This window comes from Caulobacter sp. GW821-FHT11E10 (genome assembly GCF_058808375.1).
The window spans coordinates 170820-194675 of the sequence record NZ_JBXARP010000008.1 but is presented as its reverse complement, the minus strand read 5'-3'; the positions used below and the strand labels follow the sequence as shown (position 1 = coordinate 194675).

Genomic DNA, 23856 nt, shown 5'->3' with positions numbered 1-23856 from the left:
CCTAGTCGCGAGGCTCGCCGTCTTCCCAGAAATAGGCCTCGCGCACCGGATCGTAGAAGTAGAAGCGACCCATGCGCCGATCGAAGAACTGGCGCCGGTTTATCGTGAAGGGCCGGGCGACGGCGGGCGGCGGCGGGGCGCTGCGATCGGTGACGATCTCGCTGTCTTCGTCGGCCGGGCCGGCGGCGCGGTCGACGGTATGGGCCGGCGCTTCGTAGAAGACCGTCGCGCCCGTCTCGCCCGGCGCGGTGGCGGCGAAGCGGGAGGTGTCGGCGCCGATCAGGGTGACGAGCTTGGCGAAACGGTTCGGGCCGTATTTCTCGTCCTTGGTCACGTCGAATTCGAGGTTGAGCTGCACCTCGCAGAGCAAGCCGTTGGGCCGCACCTCCTGGGTAATGCGCGCGACGCCGCTCAGGCGGTCGTGCACCTCCTCGCGGCAGGCGGTGTTGTCGGGCCACAGATAGTAGTAGCGGCCGATCAGGTCGTAGTTGGCGTTGGATTCCTCGCGCCGCTTGAGGTCGTAGACCGCGACGACATCGCGCCCGCACGGATCGGCCGCTTGCGGCGTCATGCGCTGCACGCCCCGGTAGGAGGCCTTGAAGGCGACGGATTCGGCGAACCGCCTGGCTTGCTCGCAATCGCCCCGAAAGCTGTTCTGGGCCTGGGCCTGGGTCGCGCCCGCCAGGAGCAGGGCGGCGGTGGTCGCCGCGAAGGATCGCGTCGCTTTGATCATGGTCGGGTTCCTTGGCAGGTCGCGACGGCGCGCACTTGGCAGTAGTTGACGCCGTTCGGGCAAATGGTGTCGCCGGCGCGGACCGAGAGGGTGTCCCCGCCCTCGCTGTCGCAGGCGGCGCGGCCGGCCAGCTCTACCGAGGACGAGAAGTTCGTCGTCGGATCGACCTTGATGAAGGTCGAGGCGGTCCAGGTGCGAATGACGGGGGGCGGGACGGGCGCGATGGCGCGGCGAGGCGGTGTCGTCACCGGTGGGGCGCGGACGACCGGCGCGGCGACGCGCTTGGGCGGGGCGGCCTTGGCGGTTGGCGGCGTCGCGACGACCTTGGCCGGGATCTTGGCGGGCGGCTTGGCCTTGGGCGCGGGCTTCCGCGTGGGCGCTGGACTCTCCGCCGGCGTTTGCTTGATGGGCTGCTCCGCCGGAGGCTCCGGCCGCGCCGCGATCTCGACCGGCGGCGGCTTGGCGAGCGCGTCGATGCGAGCCAGGCCCCGCTCGCCCTCGCGCTGCAGGATCGAGGCGTCGCCGAGTTGGGCGACGCGGGCATAGAGGCCTCGCGCCTCGGCCAGTCGATCGGGGTCTCCGTCCGCCTGGGATTCCAGGAGCTGGCCCAGGGCGAGCACGGCGTCGGCGCGGCTGCCGGCGGCGGCCTGGCGAAGGCGCGCTTCGGCGGCGACAGGATCGGGCGCGCGGCCGCCTTCGCCACGGGCCAGCATCTGGCCGAGGGCCAAGGCCGCATCGTCGCGCGCCCGCGCCGTATCGGGCCGGCCGTCGTCCCCGGTCGCGGCGGCGCGTTGCAGCCAGCCCAGGGCTTGGTAGGCGTAGGCCCCGCGATTGGGGTTGGCCGTCTCGGCGGCGCGCAGGCGGTAGAAGGCGCCCAGTCGTTCCATGGCGGCCGGTTCGCCGGCCGAGGCGCGCGCCGTTGTCTCGGCGTCGAACCGTTCGGGCAGGCGCAGGCCCTGGGCCGGCGCATCCGCGCAGCGCAGACGCCAGCCGTCGGCGGCCGCGAGCCACTGGCAGCCGGCCGGCGCGGCGGCCTGGGGCGCATCGGCGCGCGTCGGAGCCGGCGGGCGTGAACCGAGTTTGGGCGCCACCAAGGCGACGGCCGCGACGGCCACGGCCGCGATCCCGGCCGCGCCGACCCACAGGCCAAACCGGCGACGGGCAGGCGCATCGCGGGCCAGCCTCAGCGGGGCCTCGATGGTTTCCCGTGGCGGCTCGACGGGATCGCGCTGGGTCGAGGGCAGGGGCGGCAGGTCAAGCGGGTGGGGCTCCGGCTCGGGCTCCGGCTCGGGCGGCGGGGTGACGGGAGGCGTCCTTGCCAGCCCGTCGAACCAGGCGCCGTCGGCGGCCTCGGCGCCGAGACCAAGGCCCGCGAGCCAGGCCGCCGCGCTGTTCGGACGGGCCGTCGCGACCGGCGCGAGGCCGGCCTCGATCCCGGCGCGCAAGGCAGGGGACGCGGTCGCCTCGGTCGGCCAGGCGTTGTCCCCGCCCACGCGGGCGGCGAGGTTGGCGGCCGGCGGCGCGCGGCCGGTCAGCAGGCGCTGGAGAAGGGCGCTGGCGGCATAGAGATCCGCGGCCGGGCCGATCGGATGCCGAAGGGCGCCGTCATGGGCTTCCGGCGGCGCATAGCCCGGTTCGACCAGGCCGCGCTGGCCGCGCAGGGCTCGGAAGAAGGGACGACGATCGACCATGAAGCCGGTCAGGCGAACCTCGCCATCGCCGACCAGCACGGCTCGGGGCGACAGGTCTCCGTGAACAATGCCGATGGCGTGCAGTTCCTCCAGCGCCCTCGCCAGGCGGTGGGCGAAGGCGGCGACGACCGGCTGGGACACGGGCCCGGGATGATCGGCCAGCCACGCCTCGAGCGTCACGCCCGCGGGCCTTTGCAGCCAGAAGCAGCCCTCCGCCGACCGGACGACCGCCTCGACCGGCAGGGCCGCGTGGGGCGCCGCCTCCCGCAGTCGTTTCCCGAGCGCCTCGAACTCATCCAGCGCCGCCGCATAGGCTTCGGCCGCCTCGGGGATCGCCGTCAGGCGGCCGCCGGCTTCTAGCACGGCGCCTTCCGGGACGAAGCGCACGGCCTCCAGCGGCTCTCCCCCTCCATCGGCCTGAAGGACGGAGAAGGTCTCCAAGGCGCCCTCGCGACGCAGCGCCGTCAGGCGCAGCGGCTTGCGGAAGCCATCGACCTTCAGGCGGAGCGGCGCTTCGGCGTGGAGGAACGTCATGGGATCTCTCCACAATCGGCGACGGCCCGGGTCGCCGCCTCGATGATCCGGTCCGCCTCGGGCGCCGACGGGGTCTCGACGGGCGCCAGGGCGACACGGATCGGCGTGTCCGAACCATCACGACGCCAAACGCTTTCCGCGCCGCCGCCGTTCAGGCCCAGCGTGGCGCGCATCAGCGCGGGGTCGCCGGCGAGGCCGGAACAGGCGAAGAAGTGCGGCCAGTCGCGGGCGGCGGGGCTGTCGGCGGCGACCTTGACGGTGAGCCATCGCGGGGCCTCGGCCTCGACACGCGGGGCCGGCGACGGCCGGGCCATCCAGGCGCCAAGTCCGATGGCGGCCAGCCACAGCGCGACGATCGCGAGGAAGGGCGCCCAGCGCTTCATGTCCCGCTCCCCGCGATCCAGGCATGGGCCCCGGGCGAGCGCAGGATCGCCGCGGCGATCGCCAGGGCCGGGCTCTCGGCTTGGCGCTTGTCCTGCAGATTGACCACGATGGTCAGGCCCCGCGCCGGCCGGCCGTCCGCCTGGCGCACGGCGACGACGGCGATGGCGTGACCGTCGAGCAGCGGCGGCTCGGCCGGCCGAAGCGGAAGGTCGACGACACGGCCGTCCGGCAGGGGTTCGAAGTCGCTGGGCTGGCAATGGCGATAGCCGCAGGCATGGCGCTGCATTTCGGCCGCCGCCTCCCGCGCCAGGTCAGGCCGCCCGGCGACCCGGACCCGGCAGCGGGTCTCCTTGAGCTCCAGGATCTGCCGTGTCGCCTCGGCCTGGTCGCGGGGGGCGACGAAGCCGAACTTGAGCGTCCCGGCGGCCGCGTCCCATCGCAGGCCGCAGTCGCTGCGGGCCAGCTGCCGCAGCAGGGCCGCGCCGGGCTCGCTGGGGGCCTCGCCGGCCACCTTCATGGTGCCCGTCTTACCGAACAGGGTCACGTCGGCGCCGTAGCCCATGCCGGCGAATTCGCGGCCGAGCCAGGCGGCGGTGCCGCTCTTGACCACGCGCGACAGGCCTTCGAGCACGGTCGCGCGCGTCCCCGGGTTGCGCATCGGCAGGTCGTCCGCCGGCGGACTGGCGGCGGGGGTGAAGCGGGCGCGCACCTGGCGGCCGGTGACGATCCGCGAATAGACCTCGGCCATCTTGACCGTGCTCCAGGTCGAGCGGCTGCCGCCCAGCACGGCCATCAGATAGTCGTTGCGGAACGAGGCGATGGCGTCGAAGCCCAGGCGCTCGCGCTCGGGCGAACCGCCGGCCAGGGGCGAGGCGCAGGGCGGCGTCGCCCCGGTCAGGCCGCGCCAGACGGCGACGTCGTAGCGGCAGCCGCCGCCCTGGCCGGCGTCGAGCTCGAACAGCCGGGCCAGGCGATCGGGCCAGGCCGGACCCCGTCCGGGCGGGGGGCGCAGGATCCAACCGAACGGCCCCGGCGTGGTCGCCTCGCCGAAGACCGGCAGGGGCGGCGTGTCGGTGCGGCTGCGTCCCTCCAGCGACCAGGCCTCCACGGGCGGCGGTTGGACGCGCGGCGCCGGCGACGGCCCGGAGAGGTCGCGATAGGCCAGCATCATCAGCGCCAGGGCGTATCGGTTGTTGGAGTGCTCCAGGAAGCTCGGGAAGTCGGTCATGCCGAGGCCGTGGTTGTCGAACCCGCCCTTGCCGAGATCCATCCCCAGCACCGTGCGGACCCGGCCGGTGGCGCCGCCCTGCATCTTCAGGGTCGCCAGGGCGGGGTCGGCGTCGAGGATCGCCATCGAGAACGGCCCCTTGGCCATCGAGCCGACGGGCAGGCGTTCGAGATTGTGGTTCTGGGCGATCAGGTTCTGGCCGCGACGCGTGCGGCGCTGGGCGGGCGCGAGATCGGCTTCGGCCAGAGGCCAGGAGGCGACGGCCAGCACCTGGCCGCTGGTGGTGTCCATGACCGTCACCGCGGCCTTGAAGGCGTCGGCGGGTTCAGGCTTGGCGTCGGGCGGTCCGCTGGACCGCACGGTGGCGACGCCGGCGGCCAGGGCGTCCTGCGCCGCCTGTTGCAGGCGCGCGTCGAGCGACAACCGCAGGGGCGCGGGCGGTCGACCGGCCATGACCCGCTCGAGCGGTTGAGCCAGGGGCCGCAGGGCGGGGAAGTAGGCGCGGGCCCCGGAAGGCTCGCTGTGGGCGATGTCGGCCGCGCCGCCATCGAGGCGCAGGCGCAGCACCGACTGGCCGGTCCGCAGGGTGAGGGTTTCACCCGGGGCCAAGGGCGTGAGGGTCACATCGCCATCGGCGCGCGGCCGCACGTCGCGGGCGCCCACCCGGATCTCCAGGATCGACGGGACCTGCACACGCACGACGGCCTGGTCGCCGACCAGGATCAGCGACCCGATGGCGTGTGGCGGCGCGTCGCCGTCCTTCAGGCAGATGGAGAGGGCGCGGCGCGGTCCGGGCGCGCTCACGCGGCGCGTCGGCATCAGGATGTCGCAAGCGGGGGCGGGCGCGCCCCGTGGCTCGAGCAGGATCGGGGTCGGCGACGGATCGCCGAGCGGCAGCAGGCGCAAGCCCGGCGCCGGACCGCCGCGGAACTGGATCGGCCCGCTCCAGGCGCCGCCGCCCGTGAAGGGCCGGTCGATATGGTGGGCGTAGGGATCGATGCCCTCGACCCATTGGCCGTCGTCGCTGAGGCGCCAGACCGACGGATCCTGCAGGTCGCCGCGCAGATAGGAGGCGTTGACGAAGGCGCGCAGGCGCCGGTCCCTGCCGACCGGTCCGTCGCGCAGGACGATCCGGGGCTCGCCCTCGGCGTCGTAGCGGACCGCCAGCCACTGTCGCTGGGCGATGGCGTCGACCAGGCGGTCGTAGCCGCTCGTAAGGCCCTGGCCCGACGGCCGACCGAGGGCGGCGAGCACCGCCGGCGCGCCGGCCACCAGGCCGATGATGGCGGCCAAGGGGCCGGCGATGGCGAGGGCGCGGAGCCAGGCCGCGCCGCGTTTCGGCCGGCGGCTCATCGCTTCGCCTCCGACGACCGTTCGGCCAGGCCCCAGACGGCGAGGGCGAACAGGATCGCGCCCTCCAGCAGGTCGCCGCCGGAGGTCGGCGCCAGGAGGTAGGCGTTGCGACCGGTGAAGGGGACCAGCTGCAGGTTGGCCAGGGTCATGTAGGCGGCCGCGCCGAACAGGCACCACAGGGCCAGAAGTCCGGTGGCGCGCCGCGTGTCGAGGGACGCCGAGCGGGTCATGGCTCCGACGGCGATCGGCGCGGCGGCCAGCAGGGCCAGGAACAGGCCGGTCGCCAGGCGTCCGAACGGCGACATCAGGTGGACGGCGGTGAGGTTGTCGGTCGCCTGCACGGGCTTGAGGGCGGTCAGGTTGGCGGGCGACAGATAGCCGCGTCCGAACACGGAGCCGGTGTAGTCGGAAAGCTGCGCCGACCAGACCTTGAGACCCTCGGCCTCGGTGGAGACATCCGACCCCAGGGCCTCGGGGGCGGCGATCAGATAGAGGCGCAGCAGGTTCTGGCTGGCCTTGGCCTGGCCCTCCAGCGAGGCCAGGGCCTGTTCGTCGCTGAGGCCGCGCGACATCTGGGCGGTTTGGCCGAGGCGGTCGGCGCGGGCGGCCCCGATGGCGCCAAGGGTCGGCAGCACGAGGAGGGCGGCCATCGCCGCGGCCGCCGGCGCCGCCCACGGCAAGCGCGCGATGCGTCGACGCCAGGCCAGGCCGGCGGCGACCCCGGCGATCGGCAGGAACATCAGGGCGTAGCCGCTGTCGCGCACGGTGAGCGGGACGACAAAGGTGGCCATGGCCAGCAGCGCCCAGAAGGCGATCGGGCGACCCCACCCCTCCGGCCGGGCTTGGCTGGCGGCCAGCAGGCGGCCGAAGCCGAGCAGGATCAAGGGCGTATAGACGACGCTGATGGCCAGCACCGTGACCCCAAGGTCGATGCGCTCCTTCCAGCCGACCGCCCCGACCGCGAGCCGGACGAGGAGGACGATGACGAGCAGCACGGCGCCGGACAACCATGGCGATCCGGGCTTCTGGGGCGCGCGGCGACCCAGGGACGCCGGCGGCGCGCTGACGGCGCGCCAGAGCAGGGCGAGGCCCCAGCCGGCCAGCAGCAACAGGCTCAGGACGCTGAGGTGGCGGGTCCAGGCCAGGACCGCGAAGGCGGCCAGCGGTGGGGCCAGGTCGAGCGTCAGGTCGCCGGGCCTGCGCGGCTCGCCGGCCCGCGCCCAGGCCAGCAGGGCGGCCGGGACGGCGACATAGGCGATGGCGGCGTCGCCGAGGATCTCGCGCCAGTCCAGAGTCGGATCGGCCTGGGCGGCGGCGAGGCCGATCAGCAGGCGCAGGGCGAGCAGCAGTTGCAGCAGGCTCAGGATCGCCCACAAGGTCGGGCGGCGGTGGAAGAGGTCCCGGCAGACCAGGAGGACGCCGGCGGCCCAGGCCAGGACGATCAGCATCGCGGGCCAGGGCGCGGCCAGCCGGTCGAGCGTCAGATGCGCCGTCCGCAGGGCGGGTCCGGCGGCCGGGACATCCAGCTTGGCGTGGGTGAAGCGGCCGCAGGCTGGCCCCTGGGGCAGAAGCGGCGCCGCGCGAAGGGCGTCGGCCGTGAGGCCGCCGACGACGGCGGCTTCGAGCCCAAGGCGGCGTGGCGCCGCGCCGCGCTCGCAGCGGCCGACGACTTCGGTCGGCGGGGTCGCGAAGCTGATCTGGGCCTGGCCGTCGCGCTCGGCCAGGATCACGCTGCGGCGAAGTTGCAGGCGGCCCCGTCGGTCGTCCGGTCCGTCAAGGACGCCGTCGACGAAGCGCGGCTCGAAAATCTCGGCCCGAATCCCCGCGCCCAGCGGGATGGCGGAGGCCGGCGCATAGGGAACGACCCGTCCGCCCCGCGCGATGCGCGCGCCCGGATCGGCCAGGATGATCGCCCAGGCCGAGCCGCGAAAGCCGCCGCGCTGGAACAGGAAGCTGCGGGTTGGAGCGCGCGCGGCGCCCTTGCCGACACAGAGCCAGCGGTCGCAGTCCGCGAGCCCGGCGGCGACCTCGCCGGCGCTCGGCCGGGGGAAGAAATCGCGCAACGGATGGATCGCCTGCAGGGGCGTCCAATCGTTGACGCCACTGAAGGCCAGCAGGGTCTTGCGCTCCGGCATGGGCGGACCGGCGGCGGTCGCGGGGCGGGGCGTCACCGCGCCGTCGCGCCACTCGGCCGGAACCAGAACGCGCCCGCGCAGGACGGCCCACGGCGCGCCGTCGCGCTCGCAAGGCGCCTGGACGCAGACGGCGTCGCCCGGGGCGAAGGCCAGGGCGGTGGGCCAGGTGAGGCGTCGACCCTGGCGCAGGCCGATCACGACCTGCGGGGGCGCCGTGTCGGAGCCGGCGATGACCAGCGCGAGGGGCGGGGTGTCGCCGCTGCGGGAAAGATCGGGCTCGACCGTGGCGAAGCCGGCGGGCAGGCGGGGCGTGACGAGGTCGTCGCGACTGGCGTCGCCGCCGATCCGCAGCGGGAACTGGCGGACCTCGGCCGTCAGCCGCAGCAGCGATACGCGAAGCTCGCCCGTGCGGCCCTGGACGGCCGCCGTCGACAGGCATCCCAGCATCAGGGCCGCCGGCGCGGCGATCCCGACGACCAGGGCCGCGACCCGCGCGGCCGAGGGCTTTCGCCGCGCCGAAGCGCCGTCGCTCGCCACACGCCAGAACGCCAGGCCAAGCGCCAGGCAGACCGCACCCAGCAGGACGCCGCTCATCCGCTGCCCGCCCTCCGCGCCGCCCCGAACGTGGACCGGCCCAGCAACCGCCAACGGTCATGGGTTCGCTTGAGGGCCAGGAGGCGCCAGAGGGCCAGGCCGAGGCCCGCGACGGACACCGCGATCAGGCACGGCCAGCCGAGGCGCGGACCGAGGGCCACGATCACCGGCGAGACCGCGGTGACGCGCGCCATGGGCGCCGCGCAAAGGCCGGAGTCGTTGCGCGCCAGGGCTCGCCGGGCCTCGCGGAAGGCGGGATCGGCGTCCATGCCGCCGCCCTGGCAGAGGTTGCGCCTCAGGGCCGCGGCTTGCGGCGTGTCGCCAAGGGCCGCCAGGCGTTCGGCGAAGGCCGGGGTCGGCGATGACCAGGGCTCCAGTTGCGACAGGCCCAGGCGCTCGATCCAGGGGCCGCCGCCACGGGTCGGCGCCGCGCCGACCGTCGCCGTTCCAAGACTGGGCGTCAGGCCGCAAGCCCAGGCGACCGCGATCATGGCCAGCACGGCCACGAGGCCGTTGGTGACCAGCCGCCAGGGTCCGCCATGCCGGTTCATGGGGCGGGCTCCGCGAGCGAGGCCTCGGCCGCCGGGCGTCGTCGGAACAGGCCCGCCACGCCGTCCCAGGCGCGCCGCTTCTCGGTGTGTTCCTTCAGGCGCATCAGGGCGCGGATCAGTTCGGTGACCCCGACGTGGCCCAGCCTGTAGTTGATGGTCTTGGACCCCCGGGCCACGCCCTCGAAGGCCGTGGCGAACTGGAAGCTGGCGAAGGCGAACCATTCGTCGATCTGGCGGGCGACCCCGGGGCGCAGGGCGTTGAGGGTCGCGAAGGCGTCGGCCTTGTGCGGTTCGCGCCGAAGGATGCGCAGCAGGTGAGCCGCGCGCGGATGGCCCTGCAGAAGTCTGCGGATCGGCAGCTGCACCGCGTCCGAACGATGGGTGAGGTCGTCGCTCTTGGAGAGGACGATGAACATCGGCTTGGCGGGCTTCTTGCGCTCGGCGTCGCGGCTGCGATCAAACACGGCGTAGGCGTCGATCGAGGGATCCAGATCGGGGCCGCCACGCTCTTCCATCACCACCATCAGCTGGGCCATGAGGCCGACGCCGCTGATATATTCGCCGAGTTCCTCGTGCTTGGAGGCCAGGCGCTGCATCGCCTGCTCGACCCCCCCTTCCAGCAGGCGACGGCGCTCGCGGACCAGGGCCTTGAGCTTGGCCTGCGCCTTGCCATCGCCCGCCTCCGTCGCCTTACGCGCCTGCGAGATCAAACGCTTGAGCGCATCGGTCCGTTCGATCAGCGCCTGGGCCGGCGGCAGGCTGGCGGGGTCCACGGGCGCGGTCCCGCCGGCGGCGGCGCGTCGCCAAAGGACGTCGTGGGCCAGCTCCGACAGCAGGGTCTCGTCGGCGGGCAACAGGGTCAGGAAGGCCTGGCCGGTATAGATGACGTGCCGCATCAGGGTGTTGGACTCGCCGAGGAACGAGCCCTCCACCGCGCGCAGGAAGCGCTCGCCCGGAATGTCGATGACGTAGAAGTCGTTGGCGCCCTTGCGGAAGCGGTGGGCCGTGAAGAGCACGGTGTTCTCGACGTCGCCGGGCGGAGCGCGACGCGGATAGCAGGCATAGGCGTCGCCCTCCTGAAGCTCGTACTTCAGTCGGTTGAGGAACCAGGTCTTGCCGGCGGTCGGAAAACCCAGCAGCACGACGGTGAACACGCCGGACTCGCGAATGCGGCGCAGGGTCTCGACGTCCAGCTCGCGGGCGGCGTGGCCGACGATCGGGCCGTTGGCGGTGGCCTCGTCCTCTGGCGGCGCGGGCGCGAAGGAGGGCAGTTCCGCCGCGGCGGCCGCCGCCTGATCGACCTTTTGCTCGACGAGCGCGCGCAGGCTCTCGCTGAGGCCCTCGGGCGCCTGCGGCTCTGTCGACGCCGGGGGCGGCGGCTGGAGCGGCGGGGTCATGCGGCGAAGGGTGTCGATCACCTCGCCCATGGTCACCCCGGGGGTGGGAGCGTCCAGGGCGCGGACCGCCGGCGTCGGCGCGCGGCCTTCGGCCAGGGCGCAGTGCGGGCAGTCGGCGAAGTCCTCTCCCGAGAACTCGTTGGTGCAGATCTCGCAATAGATCATGGCGCCGTTCCCCCCGCGCTGGCCGCGGCGACGAGGGCCCACGCGGCGCGGGTGAACTCGTCCGGGCGCTGGGCCTGGCGCAGGCCAGTGGGAATGGCCCGCGCCGCCAGCGTGGCCGAGAGCTCCGGGGCGAAGGTCCTGGCGGCCGCCAACACGCCCGGATCGGCGAGGGCGGCGTCCGCGCTGGTCGGCGGCTTGGCCAGCAGGGCCGAAAGGCCGGCGCGAACCCGGGCCCCGTCCACGGCGGGACGCAGGCAATGCAGGCGCAACAGGGTTCCGGCGAGCCGGCGTGCGTCCTCGTCGTCCAGGCGGGCCAGGGCGGCGTCCAGCACGGTGTCGAGGAAGGCGGGACCGGCGACGATGACGGACTCGGCGAAGGCGGGCTCGGCCGCCAGCTGGGCCGCCCACAGGCGCGCCACCTCGGCGAGATCGAGGCGACCGGCGATGTCGCCCAGCCAGGCGGCGATGGCGGGCCTGGCCATCACCGCGTCCAGGCCGGGCAAGGCCGTCAGGGAGACCGGGTCCGGGCCGTCGATCAGGCCGCGCACATAGAAGGCGGCGCCCTCGGCGTCGGCGACGGCGACCAGGGCGTTGAAGGTCTCGGACACGCCATCGCGCAACGCCGCGCTGACCGCGTCGGCGCCGTCGGCGTGGCGCATCACCGCGCGCAGCAAGGCGATCATCGCCGGGGGCGCCAGGTTGGCGCAGGCCGAGGCGATCTCCTCGAACATCACGTCGTCGGCGGGCAGGCGCGCCTTGTCCTGGGACCATTGCACCGAGCGCAGGGCGGCGGCGGCCGGTTCGCGCTCCGCGATCGCCGCGAGCTTCAGCCACGCCTTCCAGGCCAGGGACGGTTCGGCGAGGGCCTTGAGCGACAGAAGTTCATGCGTCGCCTGGAACGCCGCCGGACTTTCGGCCGAGGCGTGGGTCACCAGCTTGAACACGCGGGCGGGGTCGAGATCGCCCGCCGGCGCGATCAGACTGGTGCTGGCCCAGCCGGTGATGCGCGCCCGGTGGGCGGGGGAGTCCACGCCCTCGACCAGGGCGCGGAGCGTGGCTTCAGGATCCCCCTCGCCGACATCGACGGCGACATCGCCCCAACCGACGCGCGGCGCGGCGATGGGGCGGACCAAGGGCTTCGCGAGTTCGTTCGGCGAAATCAGGATCGGTTTGAGACCGAAGGCGGCGTCCTCGGGTTCGGGCAACAGGGCCAGCAGGCGCGGCGAGGCCCAGTCGAGCGCTTCGAGCAGGGCGGCGTCGACGATCAGCAGATGGGCGACGGCCACGGGCCCCAGCTCGCCCTCGCCCAGATGGCGCGCCCTGGCCACGGCGAAGGACGAACTGTCGGCGGCCAGCGGCAGCATGGCGACGAAGCGGAGGCGTCGCAGCATGGCCCATCCGGCCAGCGAGAGCGCGAAGTCGGCCAGGCGGGCCTGGCTCTCGGAGGTCAGGCGCGGACCGGCGTAGCGGCGCAGGCCGTAGTTGCGGCCTTGGGCCTTCGGGCCGATGACGGCGGTGGGGGCCAGGGCGGTCATCGCGGCGTCGGCGCTGTCGAAGCCGGGGGCGGCGTGGCGGCGCCGACCGGCTGGGTCGAACCGGGCTTGGCCTCATCGCTGGCCGGGGCGGGGCGCCCCAGTTCGCGCGGCGGCGGGCGCGTGGCGGGCTTGGCGGCCTTGGCGGGCTTGGCGGAGTCGGGCTCGGGACGCTTGGCGCGGACGATCGGCGGCGGCGTGGCGGCCGGGACCGAGGCGGTTCGCGCCGGCTCGTCGACCGGCGGCGCGATCGGGGCGATGGGCGCGGCGGCGCCTGTCGCCGGCGTGGCGGGGAGGGCGCCTTCGGTCCGCCCCATCCGCAAGCCGAGCAGGAAGGCGACGGCCAGCAGGGCGGCCGCGGTGATGGCGAGCAGGCCCAGGAGCCAAGGGCGGAGATGGTCGCCAGTCTTGCCCCGGCGTTCTAGCGCCTCGACGATCCGATCAGCGGCGTCGGCGGCCAGGACCTGGTGCTGTTCGGCGACAGCGGTTCTAGCCGCTTCGCTCACCGCGCGGGTCAGGGCGGTCGACATCGGCCCGTCCGGGTCGTCCTTCACCGCCTTCCCGGCCCATTCCAGGATCAGGGCCGCGAGTTCGCGCCGCAGAAGTTCGACGTCTGGAAAATGGCCGTCCGCCATCGCTCGATCCTTGTCGCCGTTGGGCAAGCGGAGACGGTCGCAAGCCCATCAGAGGGCTTGCCGTCCGCGAGGATCGGAGCATCCGCCTTCCAACATGAAGCGCGCCTGAACAAGCGTGGCCGTGGGCTGGGCGAGGCGTCGCGGGCCTTGGCCCGGCGCGGTCGTCAGGATCGGCTAGCGTTTGCGAAAGCGCTTGGCTTCGGCCTCGAGCTTGGACATCCAGGCTTCCGGCTCGATGCTTTCCGGCTTGAAGGGCAGGGTTCCGGCCACGCCTCGGATCGCCAACCACAGCGGCGCGCAGAAATGGCCCAGGACGCGCAAGGGGCGGCGCTTGTCGTCGGTGACGTCCCAGCCCACGGCCTCGAACGCGGCGACTTGCGCGGCCGGAGGGTGGGTTTCGACGTCGTCCCAGTCCGACGGTCGCGCCACCGCCTCGGCCTCGTCCGGGGTCAGGCCGAACAGGGCGCTGACGCAGGCGTTGATCTCCGGAAACTCGGCCCGGGCCTCGGATTCGGCGAAGTCTCGCTTCAGCAGCGCCCTGTATTCCAGGTCGCTGACGCCAGGGAGGTCGATCAGGCGCCGCGGCGCATCAGGCTTGCTCGTCATGCCTCCGGCGTAGCGCGTACGGGTCTCGCTGGCCAGCGGTCAGACGCATCGGGGCCCCGGAGCCGGATGCTCACGCGTGAGACGGCGGCCGTCAGCTGATTCCCTGCCCCATCTGCGATATGCCCGACAGCAAACCCGCCATCAGCAGGCCGAGAAACACGCCCATCGACACGATGAGCGCCGGCCCCGCGATCTGGCCGATGGCGCGGATGCGCCGCAGGGCGCCGTCTTCTTCCAGCGTTCCGCCGCGACTGAGCATCTGACCCAGGGAGCTCGACGCCTCGCCGACGGCCGCCAGACGAACGATGGCGTTGGGAAAGCCCTTCACGCGCGACAGGGCCGCGGACAACGACTCTCCCTGGCGCACCTTCACCCCGACCAGGTCGAGGCGCTGACGGGCCACGCCGACGCCGATCGCCTTGGTCGCCAAGCGCAGCGCCTCGTTCATCGGGGCGCCGGCCGCGAGCATGGTGCCCAGGGCGATCGAGAAGCCGCCATAGACCACGCTGGAGGCGGTGCGCTGGGCTGGGCCGTCCAGGAACAGGCGCTCCATCGGCGCGGTCAGCCATTGAAGCTTGGCGGCCAGGCCAATAGCGCCCCCGGCGAGCGCGAGACTGGCCAGGACGAACAGGCCGAAGTCGCGCAGGAAGTCGCTCGCGGCGATCATCATCTGCATCGCCGCGGGCGGCTCGCCGCCAAGATCGGCGACCAACGGCGCGAGGGTCGGTACGATCACCAGGAGGATGACCAGCAGCGCGGCCACGGCGCTCAGCAGCACGAAGGCGGGGTAGGCAAGCACCGAGACAAGCTGCTCGCGTAGCTTCAGGCGGGCCTCGACCATTTGGGCGGTGCGCCGCAGGCTGCCCGGCAGGTCGCCGGAGGTTTCCCCGGCGGCGACCAGCGCGGCCACGAGCGCCTGGTGACGGCTGAAGCCACGGCCGAAGGCGCGGTCGAGGGCCTCGCCTCCGCCGATGTCCTTGGCCAGGGCTTGGCAGACCTGTTGGATCGCGGGCCGGTCGGCGCGCGCGCCCAGAATCGCCAGCGCGGTCCGGATGTCGGCTCCGGCGACCAGCAGCTCGGCCAGATTGCCGAGCAAGTCGGCGGTCTCGCGGTCGCCGAGGCGGCCCACGGACGCAAGTTTCTTGTTTTTGGCGGGCTTGATCCAGAGCGGCGCCAAGCCGTCGGCGCGAAGCATCATGAAGGCCTCGGCCTTGCTGGACGCCCCTACCAGGCCCTTACGGTCGCGACCGGTCGCATCGACGGCGCCATAGGCGAACTGACGCTCGCTAGCCATCGATCACCGCCATGACGTCCTCGACCGTCGTGACTCCGGCGAGGGCCTTGCCCAGGCCATCATCCAGCATCGAGCGCCAACCGTTGCGCTTGGCGATCTCTTCCACTTCCGCGCCGGAGCGTCGATCGGCGATCGCGCGCAAGAGCGGCTCGTCGACCACGAAGGCCTCTGCGATCGGAACGCGTCCACGAAACCCGGTCTGCTTGCAGGCGCGGCAGCCGACGGCCTTGGGAACCCGCTCGGGCGCCTCGAGGCCGGCCCGTTCGATGAACAGGATCTCGCTCTCGCTTGGCGGGGCCTCGGTGGCGCATTTCGGGCAGAGCTTGCGCACCAGCCGTTGGGCCACCGCGCCCTTGAAGCCCGCCGCGAGCTGGTAGGGCTCGACGCCCATGTCGCGAAGGCGAGGCAGGACCGCCAGGGCGTCGTTGGCGTGAACCGAGGCCAGCACCAGATGGCCGGTCATGGCCGCCTGGATGGCGACGGCGGCCGTCTCGGGATCACGGATTTCACCCACCAGGATGATGTCCGGATCCTGGCGCAGGAAGGAGCGCAGGGCCGTAGCGAAGGTCAGCCCCAGGTGGGGCGCGGTCTGGGTCTGGGTGACGTGGTCGAAATGGTATTCGACCGGGTCCTCGATGCTGAGCATCTTGCGCTCGAGGCCCACGAAGGACTGCAGGACCGCGTAGAGGCTGGTCGTCTTGCCGCTGCCGGTTGGCCCCGTCACCAGGAAGATGCCGTGGGCCGATCGCGTGGCCTGTCGAATGACGTCGATCACGTTCGGGCTGAAGCCCAGGGCGTCGAGGTCCAGCGGGACGTTCGAGCGATCCAGCAGACGCAGAACCGCCGCCTCGCCGAAGACCGTGGGCGAGGTCGCGACGCGAACGTCCACCTGGCGGCCCTGAACCACGAAGCTTGTCCGCCCGTCCTGCGGCAAGCGTCGTTCGCCAAGGTTGAGGTTCGCGATCACCTTGATGCGCGAGACCGCGGGCGCGGCGAGGTCCAGCGACACCACCTTGTGCTCGATCAAGCGTCCGTCGACACGCAGGCGGATGCGGAAGTTGTGGCGGGTCGGTTCGAAGTGGATGTCGGACGCGTTGGCGGCGATGGCCGCCTCGAAGGCGTCGGCCACCAGACGCGAGCCCGCGCCGTCCGAGGCGCGGTCGGACACTAGGTCGATCTCGTTGGCCAGCCGCCGCTCGTCGGGCGCGGCGTCGACCGTCTCGCCGCCGAACGCGCGGTCGAATTCGCGTCGCCATTCGGCGGGGCGGGCGGCTAGCACCGTGATCGTGCAGCCGGTGGCGAAGACCAGGCCCGACAGCGCCTCGTCGTCGAGCGGGTCGCACGCCGCGCAGAGCATCCGCTGCTGGTCGCGCTGGATGGGAAGCAGGCGCGCGCGCCGGAGATAGTCCGCCGACACGCCGATCTCGCTGGTCGCGATGGACACGGGCTGACGCGATGGCGTCCAGACCTCGCAGGCTCCGGTGCTCGCATAGGCCTCGGCGAGGTCATCGTCCGAAAGGCTGCCGAGTTGATTGAGGACCTGTTCCACCGGCTGGCGCGTACGCGCGGCCACGACCTCGGCGCGCGCGACCGCGGCGGAATCCACCAGACCCTCGGCCGTGAGATGGGCGAGCACCTCGGCGCGCGATCGTTCCAGGTTCGGCGCGCCCATCATGTCAACAACTCTGGCCAAAGGCGCCACTCGCGGCCAAGGCCGACCAGCAGGGCGCTGAGCGCGATCCAGGGGCCCAGGGCAAGTCGCCGATCGGCCGGCTTGGTGGCGGCGGCGAAGGCCAGGCCCATCAGGGACGCGAGCGCCAGCATCGGGGCGCTCAAGGCGCCGAGCCAAAGCGCCAGGGCGGCCGCGAGCTTCACATCGCCCAGTCCAAGGCCGGCCGCGCCGCCACGTCGGGCGCTGAGGCGATTGACCGCCAGCAGCGAAAGACCGACGACAAGGGCCGCCAGAACACCCGCGACCAGCGCGTCGCGGGCGACAGCGAGGCCCAGGCCCGCCAGACCCACCAGCCCTGTCAGGAGGTTGGGCAGGCGAAAGATCTTCGCGTCGATCACGGCGGCGGCGAGCAGGGCGAAACCCAGCACGCCGAGGAGCGCGCTCTGGCCGAGGCTCGGGGCCGCGACGACCAGACACCCGATCATCCCGCCCGCGATTTCTCCGGCGGGATGAACAGGATCGATCGTCGCCCGACAGCCGGCGCAGCGGCCGCCGAGCGCCGGGTAGGACACGAACGGGGCCGTCTGCGCGAAGGTCAACGGGATACGGCAGGCCTCGCACGCCGAGCGGCCGACAAAGGCTTGCTCGCCGCGAGTCCGCCGAAGCGCCCAATTCGTCACGAAGCTTCCGACCACGCCGCCCAGGACAAACCCGGCCAGAGCGTTGGCAAGCGGTGGCGTCAAGGCGCGGTCAGATCCCGGTTGGCGCCGTCGCCGCCCGCGGCGCCATCCGCGCCGAGGCTGCGGACGGTGAAACCCTGGCCGGTCGTGTCGAGCGTGTACTGAACGCTTCGCCCCCAGGGATCCTGAAGGTAGCGCGCGTTCTTCAAGTAGGGACCTGTCCAGCCCTCGACATCGTCCGTCGTCGCCACGAGGGTGTTCAGGCCTTCGGATTGGGAGGGATAGCGGCCGACGTCACTGCGGAAGGTTTCCACCGCGGCGGAGATCGTCTGCAGTTGCATCTGGGCGGTCTTGGCTCGGGCCCGCTGCATGTTGCCCAGCAGGCTGGGCGTCAGGACCGCCGCGATGAGCGCGATCACGCCGATCACCACCAGCATTTCGGTCAGAGTATAGCCGTCGTCGGCCTCGCCTAGCCAGCGGCTAGGCCGTTTAGCAGTTCCTCGCAAGCTTGTAGCTCCCCCGTCAGGTCGGTTCGATAAAGACGCCGCGTAACAGTTGCAGCGGGGCGAAGCGCATCGCCGGTGAACCGCACGATCCTATTGTCGCGCCATCCATCGGGGGTTGCAATACTCACGCGCCAAACCTCCCCGATGCGCCAGGAAGGCGGAAGTGGTCCCGGGCCCGGCTCGGCGGGCGCCACGAAATCATAAGTGCTCCGTACACTGAAGGCCGAGATGAACCTCGGCGCGCAAGCGCGCCAGAGCGGCGCGGCGTCCAGGTCTCCAACGGCCGTCTCGGGGCCGGCCGTGGCCAATCGTCCCCGCAAGGCCGGGGCGTCGGTCACGCCCAACTCGGCGAACACCGCCTCGGGCAGATCCGCCGCCGGCGCGAAACCAAGCTTGTCGGCCTCTTCCTCGGCGAGGATGTCCAGGCGACCGGCCTCTGACGCGACGGTCCAGTGATAGGGACCCTCGCGCTGGCTGGAAACGATGGCGGCGGCGGCCAGCAGGTGGCCGCCATCGAGAACGGCTTGCCGCCGAAGCTCCGAGAACTCACGCCGCGCCGCGCGCAGCTCCGAAACGCTTCGGGCCAGCAAGGCCGCGGCGATGGTGCAGATCGTCAGGGCGATCACCAGCGCCGCGGGTGTGGCGTAGCCCGCCTCGGGATCGTTAGCGCTGGGGAAGGAGGCCACGGCGCTGCAGTTCGTTCATGTCCTGATAGAGGTCGGTCATGGCCGCGCTGGTCGACGGCTCGTCGCGCAGGATCTTGGCGGACATCAGCACGATCAGCTCGGTTCGCGACAGGTTTCGGCCGCTGCTGCTGAACAGATCTCCGACGATCGGAATGGACTTGAGCCCCGGCACGCCGGAGCGCGATTCCGAAAGATTAGTGCTGATCAGGCCGCCCAGCGCCACCACGCCGCCGCTCTGCAGCGTCAGCGCGCTCTCGAACCGCCGCTGCTGGATGGTCGGCGAGTCGATGCTGGAAGAGGATGTCTTGGCGACCGAACTGACCTCCTGGGACACCTCGAGACTGACGCGATCCTCGCCGCTGATGCGGGGGGTCACCGACAGCAGAACGCCCGTGCTGCGATAGTCGATCGAATTGAGCAGGGGCGCGCCGCCGTTGGAGGTGCTCTGCTGCGACTGGCTGACCGTCGGAACCTGATCGCCGACCTGGATCCGCGCGGTCTTGTTGTCCAGGACGATGATCTTCGGCGCCGAAACCACCTGGATGGCGGCCACCGATCCCAGGGCATTGACCGCCGCCTGGATATTGCCGTGCAGGAAGGTGACCGACGCGCCGGGATAGCTGGGGGTCACCGCGCCGGTCTTGTTGTTGATGCTCGTGAGCTTGAAGTCGCCCGACAGCACCGACCAGTCGACGCCGAACCGGAAATCGTCGCCCAGCGTGACCTCGACGATCGACGCCTCCACCAGGACCTGGGCCGGAAGGCGATCAATTTCCGCCAGGATGCGCTGGGCCTTCATCCAATCGCTGGAGCTGCCCGTTACGAAGAGCGTGTTGCTTTCCTTGTCGACGGTGATCCGGCCGGATGAGTCCGAGACCGTGGACGCCCCCTCCATGGAGCCGCCGCCGCCCGTCTTCCGATCGACGCCGGCGGCGCTCGGAACCGCGGCGGCGTTCGATGAGGAAGGGGCGCCAAACCCATCCTCGGGCGCGCGCCGATCGGCCATCATGATCGCCGACAAGGTGCGGGACAGGGCTTCGGCGTTGGTGTGACGCGGGTGATAGATCCACAGGGAACTGGCGGCCTGGCTGTCGGGGATGTCGAGCTGGGTCGTCCACTTGCGCAGCTGGTCCAACACGTTGGGTGAGCGGGCGAACGCCATGATCCCGTTCAGCCGCTTCATCGGCACGACGCTGACGCCCGCCGCGCCCGAGCCCTGGATCAGGCGGTCGAGCTCGCCGGCCACGGTGACGGCCGAGGCTTGGTTGAGAGGGAACCAGCGGACCTTGCTATCGGCGAAGACGTCCTGGTCGAACACCTTCAACGTCTCGAGCGCCGAATTGAGATCCTGCCCGCCGCCGCCCATCACCATCAGCCCCAGCTTGTCGTAGGGGACGAGGAGAAGGTCCTTGCCGGCGATGGTTTCGATGGCCTTGGCGACTTCGCTCGGCTGGGCGTAGGAGAGCGGCACCGCGACGATCTCGTAGCCGAGCCGCTTGGCGCCTTCCTGATAGGGGCGCACGCTGGCCGACGAGCGCGCCTTGGCCATCGGCGTGATGAACAGGCGATCGTTCTCCCGCACCATGGTCACGCCGTAGGCCGCCAGGGCCGCATCGAGCGCTTGGATCAACTGGGCCTTGGTGAGCCGCTGATCGATCCGCAGCGACATCCGCCCGGTGACGGCCGGGTCAATGGCGTAGGGCGCGTTGACGGTGTCGAGCACCTCCTGGGCGACCTTGGCGATGTCGGCGTCCTGGAACGAAAAGAGATAGGTCTCGGCCTTCGCGCTGGCCTGCGCCTGGGCCAGGGACGGCGCGCTGACCAGAGGGGCGCCCAATGCGAGGCCCAGCAGAAACAGGGGCGTGACCGCGCGGCGTGAACCGCTATCGAGGAGACGTCGGATCATAACTTATGGCGTTCCTGGCGCGCTCGCGGGCGGCGGCGGACTCTTGAAATTGGACGAGGGTTCCGACGCGGGACCGGGCAGGGCGCCGGCGGGGCCAAAACCGACCTCCCGCGCGCCGTTGGCCGAGACCACGGTGATGGTCGATGTCGACAGCGACTCGAGGGTGACGCCGTCGCGGCTTTCTCCAACGCCCAGCCACTCGGGGGGCTTGCCGTTGATGACCACGAGGGCGGCTTGGCGGCGCGCGGTGCGGACAATGCCCTGCAAGGCGATGCTGGCCTCCGGCGCGACGGTTTCACCGGCCGCCGGTCCGAACAGCGGCGCGGCCGCCAGGCTCATCTGGCCGGCGCGACCCGTCGCGCGCGCGGTGGCCGGCCGCATGCGCGAAAGCTCGGCCTGGACGTGCTCCAGCGTTTCCGCGCGCGGGCCGCCGCGGCCCAGCGCCAGCCACATGGCCGCGCCCAGGGCGACGCCCACGGGCGCGGCGCTCAGGATCAGTTTCCTGTCGAACAATAGAAGTGTCCTGCGAACCTGAGGGAAACGGCAGAGGTGCGATCGATCAGATCCACCCGGTCGACGAAGAGGCGAGGGGCGCCGGCGCCGGCGGTGGCCAGAAAGCGCGACGCCGATTCATAGGAGCCGGCGTACTCGCTCTGGAAATCGACCCGCGCGGCGGTGTCTCCGATCTCCGCCGGCGGAGAGAGATTGAAGTTGACCACCTCCAGGCCAAGCTGGCTGGCCTGGCCTTGCAAGGAGGACGCCACGACCGCCAGGGCCTCGTCCGAGGATGCCGGACAGAGTTCGCCGGCGGCGTAGGCGCGGGCGGCTGGAGACAGGCGCGACAGCCGTGTGATCTGCTCGGCGCGATCCTGCAGATTGCCGACACGGGTGGCGAAGTCTTCGGGCTGGGAATAGGCGGCGAGGCCAAAGAAGACGCCGCCGGCGCAGACCGCCAGGACCAGCGCCGCCAAGCTGAGGCTTTGAGCCGAAGGAGAGGCGCGAGAGTTCATCGGATCTGGCTCGCGACGGGCGCTGCGACAGCGGGCTTGAGCGCGCGGGGCCTGGCCGCGGCCCACGCCCAGACGCCGGGACGAAGCGGCTTGGCCGAGCGGATGAGCGGGCGGTCCCAGGCGTCGATCGGAGGGCTGGATCCCATCGACTCCAAGGCCAGGGCGCCGTCCTCCCAATGGAAGGCCTGCAGGCGCGAGCCGGGCGCGCGATTGGCCGCGACCCAGTTCATGTCGGCGAGAACCTCGCTGACGCGATGGTCGTTGCGCGACGCCGCGGCGAGGGCCGCGGCTTCCTTGGCGCGCCGGTTGGCCCCCTGCGCCTGTCGCAGCCGCGAGGTGGCCTGGCGTTCAGCCGCGTCGACGGCCTGGGTGAGGCTCTCGCGCTGGCTGGCCGCGCTGGCGAAGGCCGCCGCGCAGGCGACGACGACCAGCGCCGTCAGGCCGCCGATCAGCGCCACGGTCGCCGAGCGGCGCTTCTCCTCGCTCGGGTGGGGCATCCTGAGGCGGATGGTTTCTCCATCGACCTGCAGGTCCGTGACGATGCTCTGATGGAAGTCCACCGTGCGAACGTAGAAGGCGATGAAGCGAGCCGACCGGCCGTCCCACATCCCCATTCGCTGTAGTCGGAACGCCACGTCCGACAGCGCGATCGGCGCACTCTGGCGTGCTTCGAGCATCGCCATCTGACGCTGTCGCCAAGGCGGCCCGGGCGGCGCCATGATGACGCGCGTGAACACCTTCGGCGGTGCGTTGGAGGCTCGGTTGTCGATGAAGGCGCCGCTGTCGTCCATTATCGGCAATCCTGCGAAATCACGTCAAACTCGCAGACCGCCGGCTGGTCTCTCCACAGCTTGACTGTCGCCACGGGGCGGTCCTTGGCCGTGTCCACGATCGCGAGGCCTTTGAGGCGCTGGCTCTGATCCGTGATCAAAGGCCAGAGCGGTCCCTGCGTCCGGGACCCGAAATAGGAAAAGCGCAGGGACGGGCTTCCGCGCAGCGAGACGCCCCGCTCAACGCCGTCGTCCCCCCAGACCGTAAGGCGGGTCTGCTGTCCGATCGCTTCCAGTCGGCCGCGGCAAAGCCGCTCCTGGCAGGCGAAGCTGAACTCGTCGGCGTCGCCCTGGAAGCGCTGGTCCCGATTGCTGAAAGGACCGGCCTGACCCAGGACCTGGTCGAGCAGGCCGCTGGCGCGCGCCATGGCGCGCGCGTCCGCGGTGGCGCCTTCGGTCATCCATTGGAGGCGGGCCAGCACGGCCAAACCCGCCGTCAGTCCCGTGATCGCCAGGGCCAGGATGGCCAGGGCCGCCAAGGTGTCGGTCAAGCTGTAGCCGTCCTCGTTCACGATTGGGTTTTCGGTGGGCAGGCCTCCAGCGCGGAGAGCGCGTAGCGCCGCGCGTCTGGCGATCGACCGTCCACGGTGATGATGCGCTGGCAGACCTGGACCAATCCGGGAGCGCCGATGTCGCGCAGCGTCGTGCGCCAGTTGAAGTCGGCGGTCTGGCCGAGAGTTTCCCCCTCTTGGGCCAGGTTGCGATGCATCTGAGCCCACGCCAGTCCGTGGGCGCGCCGCAGGTCGCGCGCGGCCTCGCCCGCCGCCTGCGCCTTGACGAAAGCCACGAGGCCAAAGGCCAGGGCGGCACACAAGATCAGCATCGCCATCAGCGTTTCGGCCGCGACATAGCCCTCGTCGAGGGCGCGCGACGTCGGTCCGGCACAGGCCTTGCCAGCCAATCTCGCGACACAACCACCGATATTCACGACGCCGCCCCCACAGCTTGCACAGTGCAGCTAGCACATATAGGCGCTGCTGCAACCGGGGATTTTTTGCGGAGCGGAGTGCGATTGATGGGAGAGCGAACCGCGCGCGCGAAGCGACCCAACGCGCGTCGGCGAGGGGTCGCTTTTGGCGTCTCGATCGCCGGTCACGCTCTGGGTTTCGCCGTCCTGCTGCCATGGGGAGACGGCGGCCGGGCCGTGTCCGCGGGAGATCGGATCGGGGATGTGGCGGCCATGGAGGTGACGCTCGAGCCGGCGACCGCGTCGTCCAGCGCGGCCGCTTCAGCCTCGGCGGCGGCCGCTCCCGCTCAATCCGATCCGGCCGCTCGGTTGCTGGCCAGGCTGGACGTCCAGAGCCCCGAGACGATGCCTGTTCAAGCGGCCAGCGCGCCGTCGCATTCCACCTCGCTGGAAGAGCTGCTCGGCGAAGGCGCGGGCAAGAGCCGCCAGCCGTCCAAGGCTCAGGGCGAGGCGGCCGACGGCAAGTCCGCCGCGGCGGCCAGTAGCGGCGGGCCGGCGGCGGGCGCTCTCTGGGGCGTGGTCGAGCCCTGCTGGCGGCGCGTCGCGGTTCCGGGTCAGGCCAATGTCCGTCTACAGATCGATTTGGATATGCTGGGTCGTCTGCGTGGCCCTCCCAAAGTCATCCGCAATGACCGGCGGGCGCTCGACCGCACCCAGCTTCAGGCCGAGGCCGCCGCCCTCGAGGCGTTGCGAACCTGCCTTCCAGCCTCGCCGAAAAAATTTTCGGGGGTCTACCTCTTGGATTTTAACAAAAATTAACGCTCGCG

General features: G+C 71.9%; 22 protein-coding genes. 1 reads left to right on the top strand and 21 read right to left on the bottom strand.

Translation table 11 applies throughout. The annotated features are described in order from the left end of the window. Position 1: 1 nt before the first annotated feature. The 21 genes from AC1RRV_RS18005 to AC1RRV_RS17905 all read right to left on the bottom strand — a co-directional run bounded on the left by AC1RRV_RS18005 (position 2) and on the right by AC1RRV_RS17905 (position 23050). Positions 2–733 carry a hypothetical protein gene (locus tag AC1RRV_RS18005; RefSeq protein ID WP_492861016.1) on the bottom strand — a complete coding sequence of 244 codons (732 nt, stop codon included), beginning with the start codon at positions 731–733 and terminating at the stop codon, positions 2–4. Continuing rightward, on the bottom strand, positions 730–2958 hold the full coding sequence (locus AC1RRV_RS18000; protein ID WP_492861015.1) for a hypothetical protein: 2229 nt from the start codon (positions 2956–2958) through the stop codon (positions 730–732). Before AC1RRV_RS18000 ends, AC1RRV_RS18005 begins: the two co-directional genes overlap by 4 nt. After that, positions 2955–3341: a hypothetical protein gene (locus AC1RRV_RS17995; protein WP_492861014.1), complete on the bottom strand. Its 387-nt coding sequence runs from the start codon at positions 3339–3341 to the stop codon at positions 2955–2957. Before AC1RRV_RS17995 ends, AC1RRV_RS18000 begins: the two co-directional genes overlap by 4 nt. Continuing rightward, on the bottom strand, positions 3338–5923 hold the full coding sequence (locus AC1RRV_RS17990; RefSeq protein ID WP_492861013.1) for a hypothetical protein: 2586 nt from the start codon (positions 5921–5923) through the stop codon (positions 3338–3340). Before AC1RRV_RS17990 ends, AC1RRV_RS17995 begins: the two co-directional genes overlap by 4 nt. Further along, entirely contained in the window at positions 5920–8652 is a 2733-nt protein-coding gene (locus tag AC1RRV_RS17985) for a hypothetical protein (protein WP_492861012.1), read from the bottom strand. Before AC1RRV_RS17985 ends, AC1RRV_RS17990 begins: the two co-directional genes overlap by 4 nt. Further along, positions 8649–9203, bottom strand: coding sequence for a hypothetical protein (locus AC1RRV_RS17980; protein ID WP_492861011.1), 555 nt, complete (start codon positions 9201–9203; stop codon positions 8649–8651). Before AC1RRV_RS17980 ends, AC1RRV_RS17985 begins: the two co-directional genes overlap by 4 nt. After that, complete coding sequence (locus AC1RRV_RS17975) at positions 9200–10765, bottom strand: hypothetical protein (protein WP_492861010.1); 1566 nt, start codon at positions 10763–10765, stop codon at positions 9200–9202. Before AC1RRV_RS17975 ends, AC1RRV_RS17980 begins: the two co-directional genes overlap by 4 nt. Further along, the gene (locus AC1RRV_RS17970) at positions 10762–12300 is read right to left on the bottom strand and encodes a hypothetical protein (protein WP_492861009.1); all 1539 of its coding nucleotides are present in this window, start codon (positions 12298–12300) and stop codon (positions 10762–10764) included. The genes AC1RRV_RS17975 and AC1RRV_RS17970 overlap by 4 nt, the downstream gene beginning before the upstream one ends. After that, positions 12297–12932 carry a hypothetical protein gene (locus tag AC1RRV_RS17965; protein WP_492861008.1) on the bottom strand — a complete coding sequence of 212 codons (636 nt, stop codon included), beginning with the start codon at positions 12930–12932 and terminating at the stop codon, positions 12297–12299. The genes AC1RRV_RS17970 and AC1RRV_RS17965 overlap by 4 nt, the downstream gene beginning before the upstream one ends. Before the next feature lie 174 nt (positions 12933–13106). Beyond that, on the bottom strand, positions 13107–13538 hold the full coding sequence (locus AC1RRV_RS17960) for a hypothetical protein (RefSeq protein ID WP_492861007.1): 432 nt from the start codon (positions 13536–13538) through the stop codon (positions 13107–13109). A gap of 91 nt (positions 13539–13629) precedes the next feature. Beyond that, positions 13630–14832, bottom strand: coding sequence for a type II secretion system F family protein (locus AC1RRV_RS17955; RefSeq protein WP_492861006.1), 1203 nt, complete (start codon positions 14830–14832; stop codon positions 13630–13632). Next, on the bottom strand, positions 14825–16525 hold the full coding sequence (locus tag AC1RRV_RS17950; RefSeq protein ID WP_492861005.1) for a GspE/PulE family protein: 1701 nt from the start codon (positions 16523–16525) through the stop codon (positions 14825–14827). The genes AC1RRV_RS17955 and AC1RRV_RS17950 overlap by 8 nt, the downstream gene beginning before the upstream one ends. Continuing rightward, positions 16504–17247 carry a prepilin peptidase gene (locus tag AC1RRV_RS17945; protein WP_492861004.1) on the bottom strand — a complete coding sequence of 248 codons (744 nt, stop codon included), beginning with the start codon at positions 17245–17247 and terminating at the stop codon, positions 16504–16506. The genes AC1RRV_RS17950 and AC1RRV_RS17945 overlap by 22 nt, the downstream gene beginning before the upstream one ends. Beyond that, a complete protein-coding gene (gene gspG, locus AC1RRV_RS17940; RefSeq protein WP_492861003.1) occupies positions 17244–17690 on the bottom strand; it encodes a type II secretion system major pseudopilin GspG in 447 nt (148 codons plus the stop codon). Before gspG ends, AC1RRV_RS17945 begins: the two co-directional genes overlap by 4 nt. Continuing rightward, entirely contained in the window at positions 17654–18376 is a 723-nt protein-coding gene (locus AC1RRV_RS17935) for a hypothetical protein (protein WP_492861002.1), read from the bottom strand. Before AC1RRV_RS17935 ends, gspG begins: the two co-directional genes overlap by 37 nt. Continuing rightward, positions 18354–20282, bottom strand: coding sequence for a type II secretion system secretin GspD (gene gspD / locus AC1RRV_RS17930; RefSeq protein ID WP_492861001.1), 1929 nt, complete (start codon positions 20280–20282; stop codon positions 18354–18356). The genes AC1RRV_RS17935 and gspD overlap by 23 nt, the downstream gene beginning before the upstream one ends. A 3-nt stretch (positions 20283–20285) precedes the next feature. Continuing rightward, on the bottom strand, positions 20286–20795 hold the full coding sequence (locus tag AC1RRV_RS17925) for a hypothetical protein (protein ID WP_492861000.1): 510 nt from the start codon (positions 20793–20795) through the stop codon (positions 20286–20288). Then, positions 20777–21253, bottom strand: coding sequence for a hypothetical protein (locus AC1RRV_RS17920; protein WP_492860999.1), 477 nt, complete (start codon positions 21251–21253; stop codon positions 20777–20779). Before AC1RRV_RS17920 ends, AC1RRV_RS17925 begins: the two co-directional genes overlap by 19 nt. Positions 21254–21288: 35 nt before the next feature. Further along, a complete protein-coding gene (locus AC1RRV_RS17915) occupies positions 21289–22083 on the bottom strand; it encodes a hypothetical protein (protein ID WP_492860998.1) in 795 nt (264 codons plus the stop codon). Continuing rightward, positions 22083–22634 carry a hypothetical protein gene (locus tag AC1RRV_RS17910; RefSeq protein ID WP_492860997.1) on the bottom strand — a complete coding sequence of 184 codons (552 nt, stop codon included), beginning with the start codon at positions 22632–22634 and terminating at the stop codon, positions 22083–22085. Before AC1RRV_RS17910 ends, AC1RRV_RS17915 begins: the two co-directional genes overlap by 1 nt. After that, the gene (locus AC1RRV_RS17905) at positions 22631–23050 is read right to left on the bottom strand and encodes a hypothetical protein (protein ID WP_492860996.1); all 420 of its coding nucleotides are present in this window, start codon (positions 23048–23050) and stop codon (positions 22631–22633) included. The genes AC1RRV_RS17910 and AC1RRV_RS17905 overlap by 4 nt, the downstream gene beginning before the upstream one ends. A gap of 252 nt (positions 23051–23302) precedes the next feature. On the opposite strand from AC1RRV_RS17905, the gene AC1RRV_RS17900 reads away from it, so the two are divergent. After that, on the top strand, positions 23303–23848 hold the full coding sequence (locus AC1RRV_RS17900; protein ID WP_492860995.1) for a hypothetical protein: 546 nt from the start codon (positions 23303–23305) through the stop codon (positions 23846–23848). Positions 23849–23856 lie beyond the last annotated feature (8 nt).